The 19,439-nt window shown below is 31.1% G+C and carries 15 protein-coding genes; all 15 read right to left on the bottom strand.

Annotation, left to right across the window (positions count from 1 at the left end; translation table 11 throughout):
• Nucleotides 1-51 precede the first annotated feature (51 nt).
• Nucleotides 52-1,035 carry a putative heme d1 biosynthesis radical SAM protein NirJ2 gene (gene nirJ2 / locus PZA12_RS10460; RefSeq protein WP_103698585.1) on the bottom strand — a complete coding sequence of 328 codons (984 nt, stop codon included), beginning with the start codon at nucleotides 1,033-1,035 and terminating at the stop codon, nucleotides 52-54.
• A gap of 49 nt (nucleotides 1,036-1,084) precedes the next feature.
• Complete coding sequence (gene nirJ1 / locus PZA12_RS10455) at nucleotides 1,085-2,254, bottom strand: putative heme d1 biosynthesis radical SAM protein NirJ1 (RefSeq protein WP_103698576.1); 1,170 nt, start codon at nucleotides 2,252-2,254, stop codon at nucleotides 1,085-1,087.
• A 403-nt stretch (nucleotides 2,255-2,657) separates the two neighbouring features.
• On the bottom strand, nucleotides 2,658-2,966 hold the full coding sequence (locus PZA12_RS10450) for a 2Fe-2S ferredoxin (RefSeq protein WP_012058237.1): 309 nt from the start codon (nucleotides 2,964-2,966) through the stop codon (nucleotides 2,658-2,660).
• Nucleotides 2,967-3,292: 326 nt separating this feature from the next.
• Nucleotides 3,293-6,004, bottom strand: a complete 2,712-nt coding sequence (nifB, locus tag PZA12_RS10445) for a nitrogenase cofactor biosynthesis protein NifB (RefSeq protein ID WP_103698575.1) — start codon at nucleotides 6,002-6,004, stop codon at nucleotides 3,293-3,295.
• A complete protein-coding gene (nifE, locus tag PZA12_RS10440) occupies nucleotides 5,991-7,355 on the bottom strand; it encodes a nitrogenase iron-molybdenum cofactor biosynthesis protein NifE (protein WP_077844806.1) in 1,365 nt (454 codons plus the stop codon). Before nifE ends, nifB begins: the two co-directional genes overlap by 14 nt.
• Before the next feature lie 1,261 nt (nucleotides 7,356-8,616).
• Nucleotides 8,617-9,981: a nitrogenase molybdenum-iron protein subunit beta gene (gene nifK, locus PZA12_RS10435; protein ID WP_077839356.1), complete on the bottom strand. Its 1,365-nt coding sequence runs from the start codon at nucleotides 9,979-9,981 to the stop codon at nucleotides 8,617-8,619.
• Nucleotides 9,981-11,567, bottom strand: coding sequence for a nitrogenase component I subunit alpha (locus PZA12_RS10430; protein WP_017212869.1), 1,587 nt, complete (start codon nucleotides 11,565-11,567; stop codon nucleotides 9,981-9,983). The genes nifK and PZA12_RS10430 overlap by 1 nt, the downstream gene beginning before the upstream one ends.
• A gap of 18 nt (nucleotides 11,568-11,585) precedes the next feature.
• Entirely contained in the window at nucleotides 11,586-11,969 is a 384-nt protein-coding gene (locus tag PZA12_RS10425) for a P-II family nitrogen regulator (RefSeq protein ID WP_041896047.1), read from the bottom strand.
• A gap of 24 nt (nucleotides 11,970-11,993) precedes the next feature.
• Nucleotides 11,994-12,320 carry a P-II family nitrogen regulator gene (locus PZA12_RS10420; protein ID WP_041896046.1) on the bottom strand — a complete coding sequence of 109 codons (327 nt, stop codon included), beginning with the start codon at nucleotides 12,318-12,320 and terminating at the stop codon, nucleotides 11,994-11,996.
• 289 nt (nucleotides 12,321-12,609) lie between these two features.
• Complete coding sequence (gene nifH, locus PZA12_RS10415) at nucleotides 12,610-13,431, bottom strand: nitrogenase iron protein (protein WP_077839355.1); 822 nt, start codon at nucleotides 13,429-13,431, stop codon at nucleotides 12,610-12,612.
• A gap of 460 nt (nucleotides 13,432-13,891) precedes the next feature.
• Nucleotides 13,892-14,821 (bottom strand): hypothetical protein, encoded by a 930-nt coding sequence (locus tag PZA12_RS10410; protein WP_242984848.1) that lies wholly within the window; start codon nucleotides 14,819-14,821, stop codon nucleotides 13,892-13,894.
• A 37-nt stretch (nucleotides 14,822-14,858) separates the two neighbouring features.
• Complete coding sequence (locus PZA12_RS10405; protein ID WP_077844809.1) at nucleotides 14,859-15,467, bottom strand: Fe-only nitrogenase accessory AnfO family protein; 609 nt, start codon at nucleotides 15,465-15,467, stop codon at nucleotides 14,859-14,861.
• 156 nt (nucleotides 15,468-15,623) lie between these two features.
• Nucleotides 15,624-16,589: a helix-turn-helix transcriptional regulator gene (locus tag PZA12_RS10400; protein WP_103698573.1), complete on the bottom strand. Its 966-nt coding sequence runs from the start codon at nucleotides 16,587-16,589 to the stop codon at nucleotides 15,624-15,626.
• Between the two features lie 61 nt (nucleotides 16,590-16,650).
• Nucleotides 16,651-17,613 (bottom strand): ABC transporter substrate-binding protein, encoded by a 963-nt coding sequence (locus PZA12_RS10395; protein WP_103698572.1) that lies wholly within the window; start codon nucleotides 17,611-17,613, stop codon nucleotides 16,651-16,653.
• 209 nt (nucleotides 17,614-17,822) lie between these two features.
• Entirely contained in the window at nucleotides 17,823-19,340 is a 1,518-nt protein-coding gene (locus tag PZA12_RS10390) for an ATP-binding cassette domain-containing protein (RefSeq protein ID WP_103698571.1), read from the bottom strand.
• Between the last annotated feature and the right edge of the window lie 99 nt (nucleotides 19,341-19,439).

Below are 19,439 nucleotides of genomic sequence, written 5' to 3'. Positions count from 1 at the left end.
AGCAGTTCCTCCCAGCATAAAGTTTTGGAATGTCAAATAAAATCCTTGCCTTTAATTATTAAAAATGCAGATTTTATCTGATGCCATATAATCTCCGTCATTATAATATGCAGCTCTTGCTCTGCAGCCTCCACAACTTTTTTTATCTTTACAACTGTTACAAGTTCCTTTATATTCTTGAGTTCTTAGGTTATTGAGCAATTCACTATTTTTCCATATTTCATCAAATGGTATTTCTCTTATATTACCAGCTACTTCTCTTAAATAAGCACAAGCCTGAACATCTCCTTTTGGATTAATAATACAATAGCTTGTTCCTGCAATACATCCACGTTTAAATCTACTATTTATACCTAAATTTTCTGCAATTCTAACAAATTGTGGAGCACAAGTTGGCTTTATTTCTATGTTTACTTCACTTTGCTTTTTCATTATTGATGTTAATAACTTTTCATACTCTTTTGAACTTAATAATTCATCTTCAATATCTTTGCCTCTTCCTGTAGGCACAAGAAAGAATATATGATGAGCTGCTGCTCCCATAGCTACTGAAAAGTCAGTCAAACTAATTATCTCATCTTTATTCCAATCCATGACAGTTGTATGAATTTGAAATCTAATGCCTAAATCTCTACAATTTTTCATTGCATAAATAGTATCTCTAAAGGCTTCATTATTTCCTCTAAATTTATTATGTTTTTTTGAATCAAGACTATCAAGACTTATTCCTATTGCAGAAATACCAGCAGCTTTTAATTTTTCTGCAATTTCCCTTGATATAAGAGTGCCATTTGTTCCAAGGACAGGTCTTAAGCCAGCTTTGGATGCATAATTTATTAATTCAAAAATATCCTCTCTCATTAATGGTTCTCCACCAGAGAATATCATTATTTTAAAATTAGCTTTTGCAATTTGATCTATAAGTAACTTTGCTTCTTCTGTATTTAATTCGCCTTGACTTTCTTTTCCTGAATCTCTATAACAATGACTGCACTTTAAATTGCATTTATTTGTAGTATTCCATGATATTATCATTTGCATTCACTCACCTTTACATAAAATCTCATATACCATTTTGTATTTCTTATTTCATAATATTAATTTCATCATCTGTAAGATAGCAAGCAGGATCCTCTGCCCAAAAATCATTATAAACTGCTTCAGCTCTAGTTCTGAAATTGCCATTACAAACATTTAACCATTTACAAGAAGAACATCTGCCCTTTAATAATTCTTTTCTATTTCTAAGACCATTTAATATTTCATTTTCAGAATTTCTCCATATAGATCCGAATTTTTCTTCTTTCACATTTCCAAAAGTATGTTGCCAAGTAAATTGATCTGGATGAACATTTCCAAAAAAGTCTACATTTGCAAAAGCCATTCCTGACCTATTTCCACCATTAGTCTTTAAAAGTTTTAATATGTTATCTGATTTATCTTTGAATTTTTCTAATGACTTTAAATATGTATAAACAGCATCTGCATGATTATCAACTGTAAGTATCTCAACACTCGGACCAAATTCTATTGCCTTACTTATGATTAAGTCTAGAGCTTGTCTTGTTTCTTCCTTAGTAATATCTTCATCCACCATTTTGCTTCCTCTTCCCGAATATACTAAATGGTAGAAACACACTCTAGGTATCTTTTCTTCTTTTATTAGCTTAAATATATCTTCTAATTCTTTATAATTGTTTTTATTTATAGTAAACCTAAGACCTACTTTTTGATTAACTTCAATGCAGTTTCTAATTCCTCTTAAAGCACTGTCAAAAGCGCCATTAACACCTCTAAACGCATCATGATTTGATCCTATACCATCAAGGCTTACACCTACATATCCAAGGTTTATTTTCTTTAAAGATTTGCAAACATCTTTATCTAAAAGAGTACCATTAGTTGATATTGTACTTCTTATTTTTCTTTGACTTGCATAATCTAATAATTCCAAAATGTTTTCCTTCATGAGAGGCTCTCCTCCAGAAAACAATAATGCTGGTACGTTAAAATCTTTTAAATCGTCTATGAACTTTTTTGATTCATCTAACGTAAGTTCGTTATCATATCTTTTATTATCTGAACTTGCATAACAATGTTTACATTTTAAATTACAAGTTTTTGTACAGTTCCAAGCAACTACAGGTCCTCTTCCTGGACTAACTCCATACTTTTCTATGGCTGCGCCTTCTACATACCTTAAGCTATCTCCATAATTATCAGAATTACATAAAAGTTTAGTTATACTTATCATTTTCAAATCTCCTTACATCATTGATTCGTTATGATCTAAGCAATTTTTTAAATTCATAAACAAAAACAAATCTAAATTTTTTAACTTCATAAACAAAAACAAATCTAATTTTTTTTACATGGACAGAGCTATCTTAAAATCAAAACCATAGAGATAGTTACTCTCTATGGCTTCAATTAATTATTCTTCATTATACCATGAATTGTTAATGCAGTAAAACAATACTATTCTAAAATATATGGTACCTTATACCATCGATAATATCCGAAATCTGTAACATAAAATACCGCCAATACTTTTGTAATTAGCGGTATCAAATATTTTTATTTTTTTACTGTTTGTTTGATAGAGAGCAGTTCATAGTGCAACTGCTTACTTTTATGAACTAGTATAAAAGTAATTTTTAAATAACTAATTCTTGTACTACTTTTCCACCTTCAATATGTTCTTCCACAATTCTTTCTACATCTTCAACTTTTACATTTCCATACCAAGTTCCTTCAGGATAAACAACTACAATAGGACCTTTATTACATACGCCTAAACACCCTGTATTAGTCACCATCACCTCATTTATTAAATCCCTATCCTCAACTTCCTCCATAAACTTTTGCACAACCTTTACAGAATCCTTAGAATAGCACATTCCTTTTTGCATTCCATTAACTCTACAACTTGCACAAACAAAAATATGATGTTTAATATCAATCATTTCACTCATCTCCTATTTTCATTAAATATTTATACTTTGATGTATATTCCATACCAGAAAGAAGAGGTACTCTTTTGTATAGTGTTGCATTGATAATATGGCTGTAGGCATTTCTTCAGTAGAAGTTGTTCCATTTTTGCTTGTGAAGTGAGAGTCCAAAATTTTATTTTGGGTTCTCGAACTTCCTCAGCGAATGAAATGAGTCGAGCTTCCTTAGGAAAGCTGGAGCATGCAGAAATGGGTGCAACTTCTACTTATAGAAATCCACAGCCAAATTATCTAGCAACCGAAACAACAGAGTACCTGTTCTTTCGTTGGATATCACATTAAGCTCTTAGCATTTCTTTAACTTCAGTTCCTTTTAATATAGCTTCTGCTGCTTTTTCAACAGCTGTTTCAATAGTTTCGCATGTCATAAAAACTTCTATATTCATACTTTTAAATTTTCTTTTTGGTTCATCACCAATTCTAAGACAAAGTACTCCATCACAGTCTGAAACAACTTTTGAAAGCTTAGCAAACTTATCTTCCTCTTCCTCACAAACTTCTTTACCATTACAATATTTTTCAACATTTCTTTTTTCCAAATATCTTGGCTCTCCATTTTTATATTCATAGATATAAAATTCAGATGCATGTCCAAAATGCATGTCCACGCCTATTCCACTTTTTGATGCAATAGCAAACTTTAGTGGTTTTTCTTCTGTAACTTCCTTTACATTTGATGGCTTATTAAATTTTTGAGATTGATCATCTCCAAGTAAACCAATAGCATCTGCCCTACATTGCTTACAATGATACATCTGCTCAATATGCTCTCCACATTTTTTTCTTAAATCCATTATCTCTTTATTACTTGTAAGCGGCATATTTTCAAAGACACTTCCTTTTACAGGAATCATTTGCATTATATTTGTTATTCCTGCTCCAAGTTCCTTTGCTTTTTTTGTTACTTCCTCTATATGATGATCATTGATTCCCTTAAGCATTACTATATTGACCTTAACCATAATTCCTCTATCAGCTAAATACTTAATACCTGATAATTGGTTAGTTAAAAGGATTTGAGCTGCCTCTTCACCAGTATAAGTAACCCCTAAGTAATCTACGAATTTATATACTTTAGCAGTTATTTTAGGATCAATAGCATTCATTGTTACAGTTACGTGACTTACCCCTAAATTAATCAGCTCTTGAGCATAAAATGGAAGCATCAATCCATTTGTTGATAGACAAAATGTAACTTCTGGATCATGTTCTCTTATAAGCTTCAAAGTTTCCCTAACATTATCAAAGTTAGCAAGAGCATCTCCAGGTCCAGCTATTCCAACAACTTTTAAGTTGTCCATTTTTGATTTTACTAGTTTGTATTTAGCAAAAGCTTCTTCTGGAGATAATACTTCAGTTGTTACCCCAGGTCTGCTCTCATTAACACAATCAAATTTTCTTAAACAATAATTGCAGCTAATATTACATTTTGGTGCTATAGGAAGATGCATTCTCGCATACTTGTGAGCTGATGAACAGCTAAAACATGGATGTGTTTTTGTCTTTTCCTCTACTTCTTCTTTGCTTATAACTCTTGCTTCCATCTTTTTCTCCCCCTCAATTACCGTAACTTCATTCTCAATTACTGTAACTTCATTATTTATCTCTGTTTCTTCATTATAATATTCGTTATATAAATTCTCTCTAAAGGTCATTTCAGTCTTAGCAAGCATAACATTAGTAATTTGATCCCCTAAATTTAAAGATCCTTCATAGCCTATAGATAATATTCTCTGTCCACCAATCCTATCATGAATAGGAAATGACATTCGAATTAATGGAATCTTATGTTTCTCCTCTATTCTTCTTCCATCCGAGCTTCCAATCATTACATTTACCTTTAAATCTAAGGCGAATTTTTCTATTTCCTTAAAATCTGCCTCATCTATGATTTTGCATTCACCTGCAAATAACTGATTTGAAAGTTCGTTAACTTCTTCCCTTAAGCTTGGTTCAAGCTTTTTACATACATCTCCACTTGCAATAAGTACTGGAACAGCTCCGTTTTCAACAGCTAATCTTGCAGTTGAATATACAAAATCAGGTTCTCCAAATATAGCGATTCTAGCTTCTGCATTATATTTATGAGAATCAATCATAGCGTCTAAGTATCTTCCTCTTTGTTTTTTATATTTTTCTGGAATTGGATTTCCTGATATTTTAGCTAGCACTTTTAAAAAATTATCAGTATCTCTAAGACCTCTTGGAACATTAATTCTAAAATTCTTAACTCCAAAATTCTCCTCTAAATAACTTCCTACGGAATATTCTTCTTTAATAAATGTAGTTAATTCAATAGTAGCTTTTGCACCACCCATAAATTTAATTTCTTCTATACTTGTACCATTGCTTGGCAGCCTATTATATTTTTTGCTATGAACTCCATCTAAGTTCTCAGACAAATCAGGCAGCAATATATAATCAATTTTAAAATCATCCAATATTTCTTTTATCTCTCTCATATCTGCACTGCTCATTGGCCCGGCAATAACATTTACTTTTTCATTTTTATCTGTATACATTTCTACATTTTCTACAACTGCCCTTAATGCTGTAAAATATCCGCCATATTGGGTTCCACCGTAACCAGGCGATTGTATTGGTATTAATTTAACTTTACTATCTGGGTGCTTTTCATAAAATATCTTTGAAAGCCTTACTACATCCTCTCCTATGGTTTCTGCAAGGCAAGTTGTTGCAATACCTATAACTTCTGGATTATATAATTTAATTAAATTTTCTAATCCTTTAATCAAATTATTTTCACCACCATAAACAGTTCCTTCTTCAGTTAGTGAAGATGAAGCAATATCTACAGGCTCATTATAGTGTGTTGCCATATGTCTTCTAATATATGTACTACAACCTTGCGAACCATGTAATATAGTCATGCAATTTTTAATTCCATATAAAGCATTGCTAACTCCTATAGGCATACACATTTTGCATGGATTTACGGTTAGATTTACATAACTTTTAGATTCCTTCATTCTCTTCACTCTCCTTTACATACTTCCATACAGGACTATTAATTGAAAGATTAATTTCCTTTGCGAAATTAACAGCTCCTACAAATCCACCAAGAGGATGCTTTCTTTCATGATTATGGTCACAAAAGGCAACTCCCAATTTATAAGCAAGTGGTCTTTCCTTAACCCCTCCAACTAAAATATCTACATCCTGCTCAATCATAAATTTTTCTAATTCCGAAGGATTTGCATCGTCCAAAACTACTGTTCCATCCTTAACTAAACTATTTATAACTTCATAATCATCTTTCTTTCCAGTTTGTGTTCCAACCATTACTGTATCTATTCCAAGTTCATTAAACTGTTTGATTAAGGAGATTGCTTTAAATCCTCCGCCTACATATATTGCAGCTTTTTTCCCCTTAAGATTTTCCTTATATTTCTCTAATATAGGCATTATTTTTTCTTCTTCTTCTTTAACAAATGCCTTAGCTTTTGCTAGCATTTCTTCATCTCCAAATAAGCTTGCTATTCTGAGCAATGAATTTTTTGTATCCTCAAGCCCCACAAAACTTATTTTAACGAAAGGAATATCCATTTCTGCTTCCATTCTCTTTGCTAAATATGTCATGGATCCAGCACATTGAACAACATTAAAACTTGCGCTGCTGGCTTTGACTAATTTGGCATAACTGGAGTCTCCAGTAATAGTTGATATCACATCTACTCCAATTTTCTTTAGATACTCTTTAACAATCCATATTTCACCAGCTAAATTAAAATCACCTAACATATTAATTCCTTTTCTCTTAGGCAGAATATTTCTAGAAAATAAATTCATTAATGCATTGCAAGCTAATTTATATCCTTTAGATTTATTTCCAGAAAACCCTGGCGACATAACTGGAATAACAGGTACATTATATTTTTCCTCAGCCATTTTGCATACGGCTTTAACATCATCGCCTATTACACCAACAATGCAAGTTGCATAAACAAAAATCAACTTAGGATTATGATTTTCCATTATTCCCTCTATAGCAGCAATTAATTTTTTCTCACCACCAAAAATAACATCTTGTTCACTTAAATCAGTTGAAAAACTATTTCTATATAAATTTTCACCACTTGAAAGACTTCCTCTTATATCCCAAGTGTAACTAGCACAGCCAATAGGTCCATGAACTATGTGGTATGCATCTGTTATTGGATTTAATACAACTCTTGCTCCACAATATACACACGCTCTTTGACTAACTGATCCTGATACACTATCACCATCACACTTCATAGATTTTTTATTATGACCTTCTTTAAAACACACAAAATCTTCTCTTTCTTCAAGAAGTGAATTAGATATCCTTTTTTCCATAATGTCACACACCACCTTTTAAATTTGTAATTATAGATTGAGAATTGAGAATAAAGGATGAAAGTTAACTTTTCTTTAAATAATGCACACAATACATTTTTTACAAATTCCTTATAACAAAATTTATTACTCATTCTACATTCTCAATTTTCAATATTAATAAGCATTAAAATCCCTATTAATAAATAGAGCAATTGACATGTTTTATCCATGTTCAATTGCTCAATCATTGAAATTATTAACTTTTTTGAATTTAACATATCTTCTTAGATCTGATCTTAATTGCAGCAAAGTTCCGCATTGTGGCAAAGCCACTCTTTTTATACGTGCATAGCTGCTTTTTTTATTTAAGATCTTTTACAAAACTAATTCTTCATCACAATTCTAAAAATATTACAAGAAACTTACTGTAATTGTGAATTGTGCATTTTGAATTGTGAATTGTGAATTGTGAATTGTAAATTGCAATATATATATGATTTGGTTTATACTATTTCACACACTCTTTCCAAATAAATAAATTTAAAAAAACAAATTTAAATTTTAGATATACACTACACCAGAAATGGTGGGTACTCTTTTAAATAAATAAATCAACATTTAAACTTAACTTGCAGTGAAGACTATATCCCAAAAGAGATATTACCCTTTTGTAATCACAGGGTTCATAATATGTAGCGTTTCATCTAGAATACTGCCACAGGATTTCTTCATTATAAATTATCCATTATTACTTATCCCAAATACACATCTTATTAAACACTCACTTCACACACTATTTTTAGATAAATAAATTTAAAAAGTAAATTTAAGTTTGGGAGTATACACTACACTAGAAATGGTGAGTACTCTTTTGTAACCAAAAGGGTCATAATATGCAGTGTTGCATTTAGAATACTAATGTAGGATTTCTTCATTAGAAATCATTCCATTTTCGCTTATCCAAATGCATTACTTTCCAACTTACTTCACGCACTCCTTTAGATAGATAAATCAACATTTAAATTTAACTTTTAGTGTATACTCTATCCAGAAAGAGGTGTTACTCTTTTGTGCAGCGTTGCATTTAGAATAAAGTCGTAGAAGTTCTTAATTATAAGTTGTTCCATTTCTGCTTGTCCCAATCTTGCATTGGGAGCATGCAAAAATGGGTACAACTTATAATGCTAGAACTTCACAACTTTATTCTATAGCAACCGAAACAACAGAGTAACATCTCTTTCGGCTGACTACCACACAACCTTAAATTCCACATATTTATCTACATTACTAATTCAAAATCTTCATCTTTTACATCTCTATCTTGTCTATCCATTAATGCACCAAGCATTAATTCTAATAATCTCATAGCACCTCTATATCCAACATTAGGCATATATGAATGAACATATCTATCTAATACTGGGAATCCAATTCTAACTAGTGGAATATCTTCAGCTCTTGCTATGTATTTACCATGAGTTCCACCCATTAGTAAATCAACAGATTCATTCTTAATTAATTGATGTAATTCAAAAAGATCGGCATCTTGTTTAGCTATGCAGCCTTCAACACCAAATTCATCAAACAATGCTTGCATTTGTTTTTCAAATACATTGGATGGAGTTCCTGTAATTACATACTTAGGAATCATTCCAAGCTCTAATAAGAATTTAGATAAAGCAATTAGTACATCTGGATCTCCATATAAAGCTACTTTCTTTCCATCATAATATGGATGAGAGTCAATCATTATATCAACTAATTGTCCTCTTTCTTCTTCAAGTTCATAAGGAACTTGCTGCTTGCTGAATTTACTTAATTCCATAATTAACTCATCTGTAGAACCAATACCTATTGGCATTTTTAATGTAGAGTATGGAATCTTGAATGATTTTTCAAGAGTAGCAGCTCCTGCTTCTGAAGCAAAACTTCCTAGTGCTAATGTTTTTTCGCAGTCACCTAATTCAATAATATCTTGAATCTTTGTACCACCTTTTGGATACATTTCATATTTTCCAGTCATCGGAGCATCAAAAACTCCAGTTGTATCTGGTAACATTGTGAAATCTACACCCATAAGCTTTAATAATCTCTTTACTTCACGCATATCGCCAGGGTTAACGAATCCAGGAATCACGCACATTTTTCCGTTCTTTACTCCAGTTGTTTTAGATAAACCTTTAATAAAGCCAGTAACCATATTAGAGAATCCTGTAATATGTGATCCAACATAACTTGGGGTATTTGCATGTAACACATATTTTCCTTCTGGAATATCTATAGCATCAATAAAACCTTTTAAATCATCACCAATTGTTTCTGATAAACATGTAGTATGAACTGCAATTATTTCTGGATCATACATATCAAAGATATTTTTAACAGCAGTTTTAATATTGCTACCACCACCAAATACACAAGCACCTTCACTAAATGATGAACTAGTTGCTATAGCTGGTTCTTTGAAATGTCTAGATAAAACTGTTCTATGATATGAGCAACAACCTTGTGAACCATGACTGTGGGGCATACATCCATGAACTCCAAGAGCTGCATACATAGCACCAACAGGTTGACATGTTTTACTAGGATTAATAGTAATCGCTTTTCTTTCCTTAATTTCTTTAGGAGTTAAATCTAACATTATACCTCACCTCCAAATGTTCCTTCTAATATTGATTCTGTTTTCCATGGAGCTACAGTGTATTTCCATGCTGGAGTATATAAACTCATTGTTACATCTCTACCAAAGTTTGCAGCGCCCTTAAATCCTGCATAAGGTCCACTATAATCATAAGAGTGCAATTGTCTTGATAATACTCCACCTTTTTGTATTATATATTTATCCTTAATGCCTGAGAAAAACATGTCAAGTTTTAACTTTTTAATAAATTCTTCTGTTTCAAATTCATTTAAGTCATCAACTACAATCGAACCTTTTTTCATGTCACGCATCATACCTGGATAATATTCTAAATTAATGATTTCTTTCTTTAATTCTTCTAATTCTTCATCTGTTTTAACTGGTTTATATTTACCTTCAATTTTTTCTACTTCTAATACTTCGATATTTTTTAAATCCGCATCTTCAATTATAGTTGGTATTACTTCTCTACCTTCATAATCATCTCTATGTGCAAATTCAAATCCTGCAACTAATGTTTCTACACCTAAGTCATTTAATAGCATTTGATAATGGTGGGATCTTGAACCTCCAACATATAAACCTGCCTTTTTACCAGTTAACTTGCTTCTATAATAATCCATATCATCTTTAATATCTTCAAGCTCTTCAGCTATAACAGCTTCAGTTCTTTCTGTGAACTCTGGATCATTAAAGAATTTCGCAATATCTCTTAAAGTTCTAACAGTACAATCAACTCCGATAAAATCAACTTTTATCCACGCAGTACCATATTGAATTTTCATCATTTCTGCGATATAATTAATGGAACGGTGACATTGGACTAGATTTAAATCTGCAGTATGGGCTTTTCTTATATCGTCAATGCTAGCATCACCTGTCATGACTGATATAACTTCATAGCCTATTTTCTTTAGAATTCTTTCTATTTCCCAAGCGTCACCACCTATGTTATACTCACCAAGGATATTAACTGAATGAGTTTTTGGTGTGTAATCCATAGTTCCGATTACAGATTTTATCAGCTTGTTATTTGCAATATGATGTCCTGCTGATTGAGATACACCTTTATATCCTTCACAAGGGAATGATATAACATCAATTCCATACAATTCTTTAGATTCATTTGCAACTGCTGGTAAGTCATCACCTATAAGTCCAACTGGACATGTTGCACAGATAAATATTGCTTTTGGATTAAATATATCTACAATTTCTTTTATAGCAGCCTTTAATTTCTTTTCTCCACCAAATACGATATCACTTTCACCTAAATTTGTAGAAAAACAATATTGTATAAAGTTTCCGTCACCTTTTTGTGGTACTGCTTTATTTCTTCTAGTACCCCATGAATAATATCCACATCCTATCGGTCCATGAGTTAAAAGTACTATATCTTTTAATGGTCCAAGAACAACACCTTTACATCCAGCATAACAACATCCTCTATGTGTCATAACTCCTGGTATAGTTCTTCTATTTGCATCTATTTCTTGAGTTTCCTGCTCAAGTTCAAGCATATGTTTCTTTCTGTTTTTATATACTTTGGCACTATACTTGTCCAAAACGCTATCAACTTTACTCATTAACTTCACCTCCACACTTTAAATTGCCTCTTCACCTATTTGTCCATCTCTGACTCTGTATACTTCTTCAACTGGTAATACAAATATCTTTCCATCTCCTGGAGTCCCAGTTGAATTTACACTTATCACAGTCTCTACTACTGTTTTTACTTCGTCATCTTTTACTACTAAAGTTATAAATCTTTTAGGTATTAATCTTCCTCTTTCTGATAAATTCTCACCATACGATGTTGGTGGCACTTCACCAGTTTCCATATAAGCTTCAACTAAAGCTATATCAATTGATTTCTTGCCTCTTCCAAGTACTTTTCTGCAAGTAATGGATGGAAAGCCAGCTTCTGCGAGTGCTTCTTTAGTTTTATTAACTTTATTCAAACGAATAATACACATAACTTCTTTCATAAAGCTATTCCTCCTATTTCAATTTTATAATCCTGATTTCCCACTACTTACAGTGTATACTTCCTCAATTGGTGCAACGAATATTTTTCCATCTCCAAATGCACCTTTTTCTCCAGTTCTAGAATTTCTCATTATTACTTTTATGACATCGTCTTTATCTTCATCTTTAACTGCAATCAGAAGCATCTCTTTTGGAAGTTCATCATAATATATTTCTCCAACTTTGATTCCTTTTTGTTTTCCTCTACCATAAACCGCCATCTTCGTTACTTCTGGGAAGCCAGCATCCAATAATTCTGAAAGCACAGTACTAACCCTTTCTGGTCTTATTATTGCGCGAATCATATACATATCTCTCTATCTCCTTTTATTTAATATTTTGTTTTATATATTTTTCAACTTAAATTTCACATTATAAATAATTGAATTCAAAAAATCCTGAATGGAAAAGTGGTGCTCCAAAAGTGATGCTCCAAATCTTGTATTTGGATAGCAGAACTTTCCCCTTGCGGGCATCTTGCATTTGGATAGCAGATCTTTCCCCTTGTTGGAATCTTCTATTGGGTTAACAAAACTTTCTTTATGAGCTTCAACATTAATTAATAATTGTGAATTGTGAATTGATAATTGTGCATTGATCCTAGATATCCATTAAACCATATTCCATTAATATTTCTTCTAATCTTTCTTGTTTCATTGGTTTTGGAATAACAAACATTTTATTATTTTCTATATTTTTAGCTAATGTTCTGTATTCATCAGCTTGATCAGCCTTTGGATCAAATTCTATAACTGTTTGTTTGTGTATTTCTGCTCTTTGAACCATATTATCTCTAGGTACAAAGTGAATAAGTTGACTTCCAAGCTCTTTTGCAAATGCTTCTAATAGTTCGTATTCTCTATCAACTTTTCTACTGTTACAAATGATTCCACCTAATCTAACTCCACCAGTTTTAGCATATTTTTGAATACCTTTTGAAATATTGTTAGCTGCATATAGTGCCATCATTTCTCCAGATGCTACGATGTATATTTCTTGTGCTTTACCTTCTCTGATTGGCATTGCAAAACCACCACATACAACGTCTCCGAGTACATCATAAAATACATAGTCTAAATCAGGTGTATATGCTCCTAATTGTTCAAGCATTCCTATTGAAGTAATAATACCTCTACCTGCACATCCAACTCCTGGTTCTGGTCCGCCTGATTCAACGCATCTTATATTTCCATATCCTGTTTTCAAGATTGCATCTAATTCAATATCGTCTCCTTCTTCTCTTAAAGTATCTAGAACTGTTTTTTGTGCTAAACCTCCAAGAACTAATCTTGTAGAATCTGCTTTAGGATCACATCCTACTATCATTATATTCTTTCCCATTTCAGCTAAAGCTGAAGTTAAATTTTGTGTGGTTGTAGATTTTCCTATACCACCTTTTCCATAAATAGCTACTTGTCTCATATTAGTTTCCTCCTCTTAATTAAATAGATTATATAAGCCCAAATGGGTCGTTATAACTTATTTGTATTAATATAACAGTAAATTAGTTTAAAAAAATAAGCCTAATTTATTTAACTATTAATAGTTATAATAAAATAGACTCCTTTGTCCTTTCATTGTAATAAAAAAATCTAAGTCGTTAACTTCCTCATTGAGTTAAACACTTAGACTCCATTGCCTTAATGACAGGTTAATATTCATTTTTTAATTTAAGTTATATTGTTTCAAAAAAAACTTGTGTATAAATTACTTTTTTATTAATTTCTGTTTTTCATTTGTTTGTTTTATTTATTGAAACTATAATATCACAAAAAACTGATATTGCAAACTATTTTTTTATTTTCTATAACTTTTTTAATGATAACGATATATTTTTATCAATTTATCAAAATCATTCGTGTTTTGTTAAATTTAATGAGAATTATTTATTTCTATCTCCATTAAGGGTAAAGTGCCTTTCCCCAAATGCTTTTATCTCAAATTTATTTTCTTTAATTTCATATTCATATTGTTTATCTATTATGACCTTATCATCAATAAATTCCACCTTTAAAGTTATCGTATCCAGAACTTCACTGTTAGAATACAATCTAATTTTTTTTGGAGAATGAAAAATCGTGTCACCTTCCGATGTTTTAATTGTAATTGTATTAGTAGATGTGATAAGAGATTTTATGCTTCCATCCTCATAAAATTCTAAAGAATTACTATCCCCATGAATTCCCATTGCATTAACGTCATAAGCTTCGATTTTTCCAATTGGCGTTTTTATATTTGTTGCAATTAATGGCTCACAGGAGTTTATTTTTCCGCTTTTATATAAAGAGACTCCTATTCTCCCTGCGAAATTACATTCTCCAACATTTATTTTAATTTTTTCTTTTGGCCACAATGTGATACTTCTAAGTTCTTGTGTTTCATAAAAATGAAGAGACATAATCTTAGCTTCAAATGATGAAAAATCAAAACTAAATTTATAAGCTTTTGCTAATTTATATTCATCATCTTCAGTCCAATACCCTGACAATCTTCCATCCAAAGGAAACAATCTATTTATTTCACCATCTTCATAGAATGTTATTTTTTCAACTTCAAATACACCTATACTAGTATTTATTACTGTCAAATCATTTAATGAAATACTCTTAATATTGCCATTCTTAAATACCTTTACTGGTGGAAATTCTTTTCTTCTTTCATCTACAAATCCATGCAACGGTACTAAATTATAGTCTAAAACTTTTAATTCACTGTATTCTTCCACCTTATACGCTTCTGGTTCTCCAGTGGAATAATACTCAGCAATAATAGCATCATTTAAAATACCATACTTAGTTATTATTTTCTCCATAAATTCGCCTCCTAGTCTATTATTTCTTTCATGTGCCTCAAACATTTTTCTGTACAGTTACCATATAATCATTTCTTTTTATCTCATTAATGGATAATAAGATTTCACCCTTGTCCATTTTTGCAACCAGCCAAGGCGGTACATGACAACAGCGTACTTCTATTTTTTTAACATCCTCTTTTTCTAAATAAGGAATTATTGCCTTTTTAGAAGTTATTTCAGGATTTATCAGCTCTAATTCCTGTAGATCTATCATGAAATATCCATCGCCAAGTTTCTTAGCAATTTCAACTTCTTTATTTTCATTCTCCTCCTGGACCATTTCATTTTTAATAATTTCATCAAAATAATCAAATGGGTTTCCTTCCAATTCCCAAACACTAAAATCCCCCATATAAAATACACTATACGGAATTCCAAAAGCCTTTTTTACTATTATAATTTTACAATCATCCATTTCATTAATTACATTTTTGTATTCCTGTCTGATTTCATTTATTGATTTTTCACCACCTGCCCTATTAATTAAAATAGTTTTTTTTGTTTTCCACAAATGTTTTTCTTTTGCAAATATTTTTACATATCGTGCTTCTTCAAAAGAACTTATAAGATCTTTTTCGTTTAAAAATACTCCTATTTTATCCATATACTATCACTCCTTTATTTAGATATATTCAAAAAATAATCAATCATCATTTATTATTTTCTTTCATATACCTTATTTTTTAATAACAAAAAGGCACAGTAAAATTACTGCGCCTTTGCATAAAATTATAATATTAATCTTATACTATATCATTATTTATGTTTTATCAAGTATTTTGCCTATATCTTTTAAATCATATCCGCCTAAACTTTCAATTTCCCTCTTAAACTCTTCACTTTGAATAGTTCTAATTATAAGTTGATATATGGGATATTTTAAATCAGATTCCTTGATAACTAAGTCATATCTTTCTTCCTGAATTTTAATAAAATCAATCCCATCAACCTGATTAGCTGCCTTTTCATTTCCTATCCCAACATTACCTTCCCCTCTTGCAATACTTCTTGCTACTGCAGAGTGGGATTGTTTTTCAATATTATATCCTTTAATTTGTTCTCTATTTATATTATTAACTCTTAATTTCTCGTCAAGCAAAATTCTTATTCCAGAACCTTTTTCCCTATTTATCATGGATATATCTTGTTTAATCAAGTCCTTCCAATTAGTTATTTTATTAGGATTTCCTTTTGGAACATAAAAACCAACATTCCTGTAAGCAAGGTTTATAATTAAACAAGATATACCTGGAACTAGTTTCCTTACAAAAGCAGTATTATATTCATTAGTATCTCCATCCCACAAATGTACTGACGATATAGAAATTTTATCATTATATAAGTCATATAGACCTGAGTAGCTTCCTGTATTAGACCTAAGGACCCTTATATCATTTGCCTTTTCCCTAATTTTTTCTGCTAAAACATCTAAAATCACATCTTGTCCTGATATTATAATATCATTTGAATTTTCCGCTTTTTTTATATTACTCAGATTTTCTTCTATTACTGGCTCATCTATTAATATCTTAATCTGATTATTACTACCTTTTGTTACCTTTTGACTATTGATGTAATTCTCAACATCCTTTTTATCAATTCTAAGCTTTTTCCCTACTTTGTATCCAGGTAATTCACCTCTTTTGACCATTTCATATACTGTATTTTTAGTTATCTTTAATAGTTCAGCGACATCTACTGCCGTTAGGGATTCTTCATTATTCATAGAACTTCCCTCCTCCGTATAATAATTTATTCTAACATTTAGAGGTGAGAATTTCTAGCATTTAGAAACATTTATTTAAATTTGGAAGTAATTTGTTTATATAATTATTGCTTATAAAATCCCATCCCAACCAATTTAACTTATAATTGTTTTCTTTTAAATACTCTAAATAATCCATTGGATGAGGCAGTGCTGCATCTTTGCATATATTTCGTACTTGTTCACTAGTAAAATAACTCACTACATTTTCCAACATGTTTGAAATATCATTTTGGACTAATAATGTCACTGGACTAACTATTGCACCTTCTTCAGGCCAAACAATCTTAACATTCTTATTATTTTTAAGAAGCCTTGCATAAAAATAGGGAATAACACTAATTGTAGGTGAATTCTCAATTCCTTTCCCTGCATTCTTTACCATTTCAGCTGGATGTCCGCCAAAGCCAACAAGTTCTTTTAATTTCATAATTCCATCCATACCATAATCTTTATATATCGCTAGCAATGTTGTTTCACAATACTTTCCTCGCTTTCCTCTTATGGCAACTTCTTTTTTAAATGAACTATTCAAAAGGTCTCCCCACGAGGTTGGTATATTTCTTTTATTCAATTTAGTTAAATCTACTGCCATAACTAAATGATTTAATGCCATTATATAATAATTACCTTTTGGATCACTAAAATCATTTTCAATTAATTTTCCATCTTCTATGTTTTTGATTTCCTTAAAGTATTTCTCTTCTATTGCCTTATCTCTAAAATCTTTTCTATAAAAACTATTAACTCCAGCACTTATAATAATCTTTGGCAATTCCTCTTTTTTAGGAATATATGAAGACTCATCCATCCACATGACCTCATAATTAGAATTACCTTCAACAAGATATTTAAAATCACATTCACTTTCTAAATTATTTATCATTTCATCAAAACCAATTTCTATTGGCACTTTTATAGGGCACGGTAACAATCCAAGAACATCGTATTCTGATTTATCAATTATATTTTTCATTTTTCCCATATTTTTAACCTCCATCTTATATTTTTTTCACTTATTTTTAATAAGAAGATGTTCCATTTTTGCTTGTCACGAGCTTGCCTCGGGAGCATGCATAAATGGCGCAACTTCTGATGTTAGAAATTCACAACTGTATTCTATAGCAACCGAAACAACAGAGTTCACCTAATTTCGGTTGGCTATTGCGTAAGTCTAAAGTAGCATTTGGATATCTATAGAAAATATTCTTTCATATCCCAATCTATTACTTCTCCACTTCTTAAGGCATTTCTGAGTTCTAACATTTTATTATCAATTTGTTTCATAATCTTAAGATTATCTCTTTCCTTTGGAACTGTTGTGATTACTTTATTTATCGCACCATTTTTTATCACAATTCTCTTATCCCCAAGCAATGCTAATATAGGGTCATGAGTAGATACAAAAACTATTTTTCCTTCTTTAACTAAAAGTTCTAATGCCCTGCTTCTATCTACCCCTGCATTTTCAATTTCATCAATTAGTACTATTGGGGAAGCGCTTAATAATGCTGTATCTGCAATCATTAATGCCCTTGATTGCCCCCCGCTCAATGAAGTTATCGGTGTATCCCCAGTGAATTCTTCTCCTGCTAGTTCATTTGCATATTTTACTATTTTGTCTGTAATACTTTTTATCTCTATAACATTCCTGCTTTTTGCATGCATTCTTATAAATTCTTCTACAGATACATCCATTACAAAATTCATATTCTGCGAAAGCTCTGCAACCAGCCTGCTACAATTTAAATTTTCTCCATTTATTTTTATAATTCTTCCAGTTGGAGTATCACCACTCGCAATACACTCTATATCTTCGAGTAATCTACTTTTACCAGATCCTGTAGGTCCAACTATGCAAATTACTTCCCCTACTTTAATTGTAAGTTCAATATCTTCTTTATTTCCACCTTTATCATGTCCTCCTACAATTGTTAATGAGTTAACTATTGTGCAGTCTATTTCAGATATTTCACTATTTTTGTCTAAAGAATAACTCGTTTTAAGTTCTCTGTTACTTTTAATTTCTTGGAAATTTATTTTTTTTGTGTTTCCAGTTTGGTAATCTTCACCTATTATTGTTTCTCCAAGGCAATAAGAGCATAATGCTGAAGGCATTGTAAATCTAAGTTTCTCTCCTTCAAGACTCTCAATAGATTTTGCTTTTTTTATGCTTAAGCTTAATTCATAAGCCCCCTGACCAGTAAGACCATTAATATACACTATCTCTGCTTTGGAATTAGCCTCTTTTACCATAAAACTAAACACTTCTCTTTCAGCCTGAGAAACTATGTCACCTTTTGTAATTACTATAATATCCGCATATTTTAACATTGGTCCAATCTTTTTAGGGGTGTTTACTCCAGACAGACTATCTATTACGCATACTGCTAAAATACCCTTAATATGAGGTGAGCACCTATTACATAACCCCGCACTCTCGCTTATCAACAAATCGAACCCATTCTCTGTTCCATATTTAACACAATCATCTATATTACTGATATAAAAGTGATCCGGGCAAAGATTTCCTGATAATCCTACCATAACTTCAATTCCTGCGTTTTTATAAAGTAAATCATCAAAAGTTGTAAGGCAGTCAAATTTTACAACTCCACATTTTCTTTGTTCCGATTTTAAGCACTCAATTACCTTTAATATTACTGAAGTCTTGCCCGATGATGGTGGTCCAGAAAATGTAACAAATTTCAAATTAATCACTCCATTCTTGTTCAACCTTTTAAGATACCATTACTTAGATATCATAATTTAATTTTTTATAAACAAAAAATCTCAAAGAGTTTTCTACAT

This window comes from Clostridium beijerinckii (assembly GCF_036699995.1).
Classification (GTDB): domain Bacteria; phylum Bacillota; class Clostridia; order Clostridiales; family Clostridiaceae; genus Clostridium; species Clostridium helianthi.
Note: the sequence above shows the minus strand (reverse complement) of the source record. Positions and strands in the feature narration are given on the sequence as shown.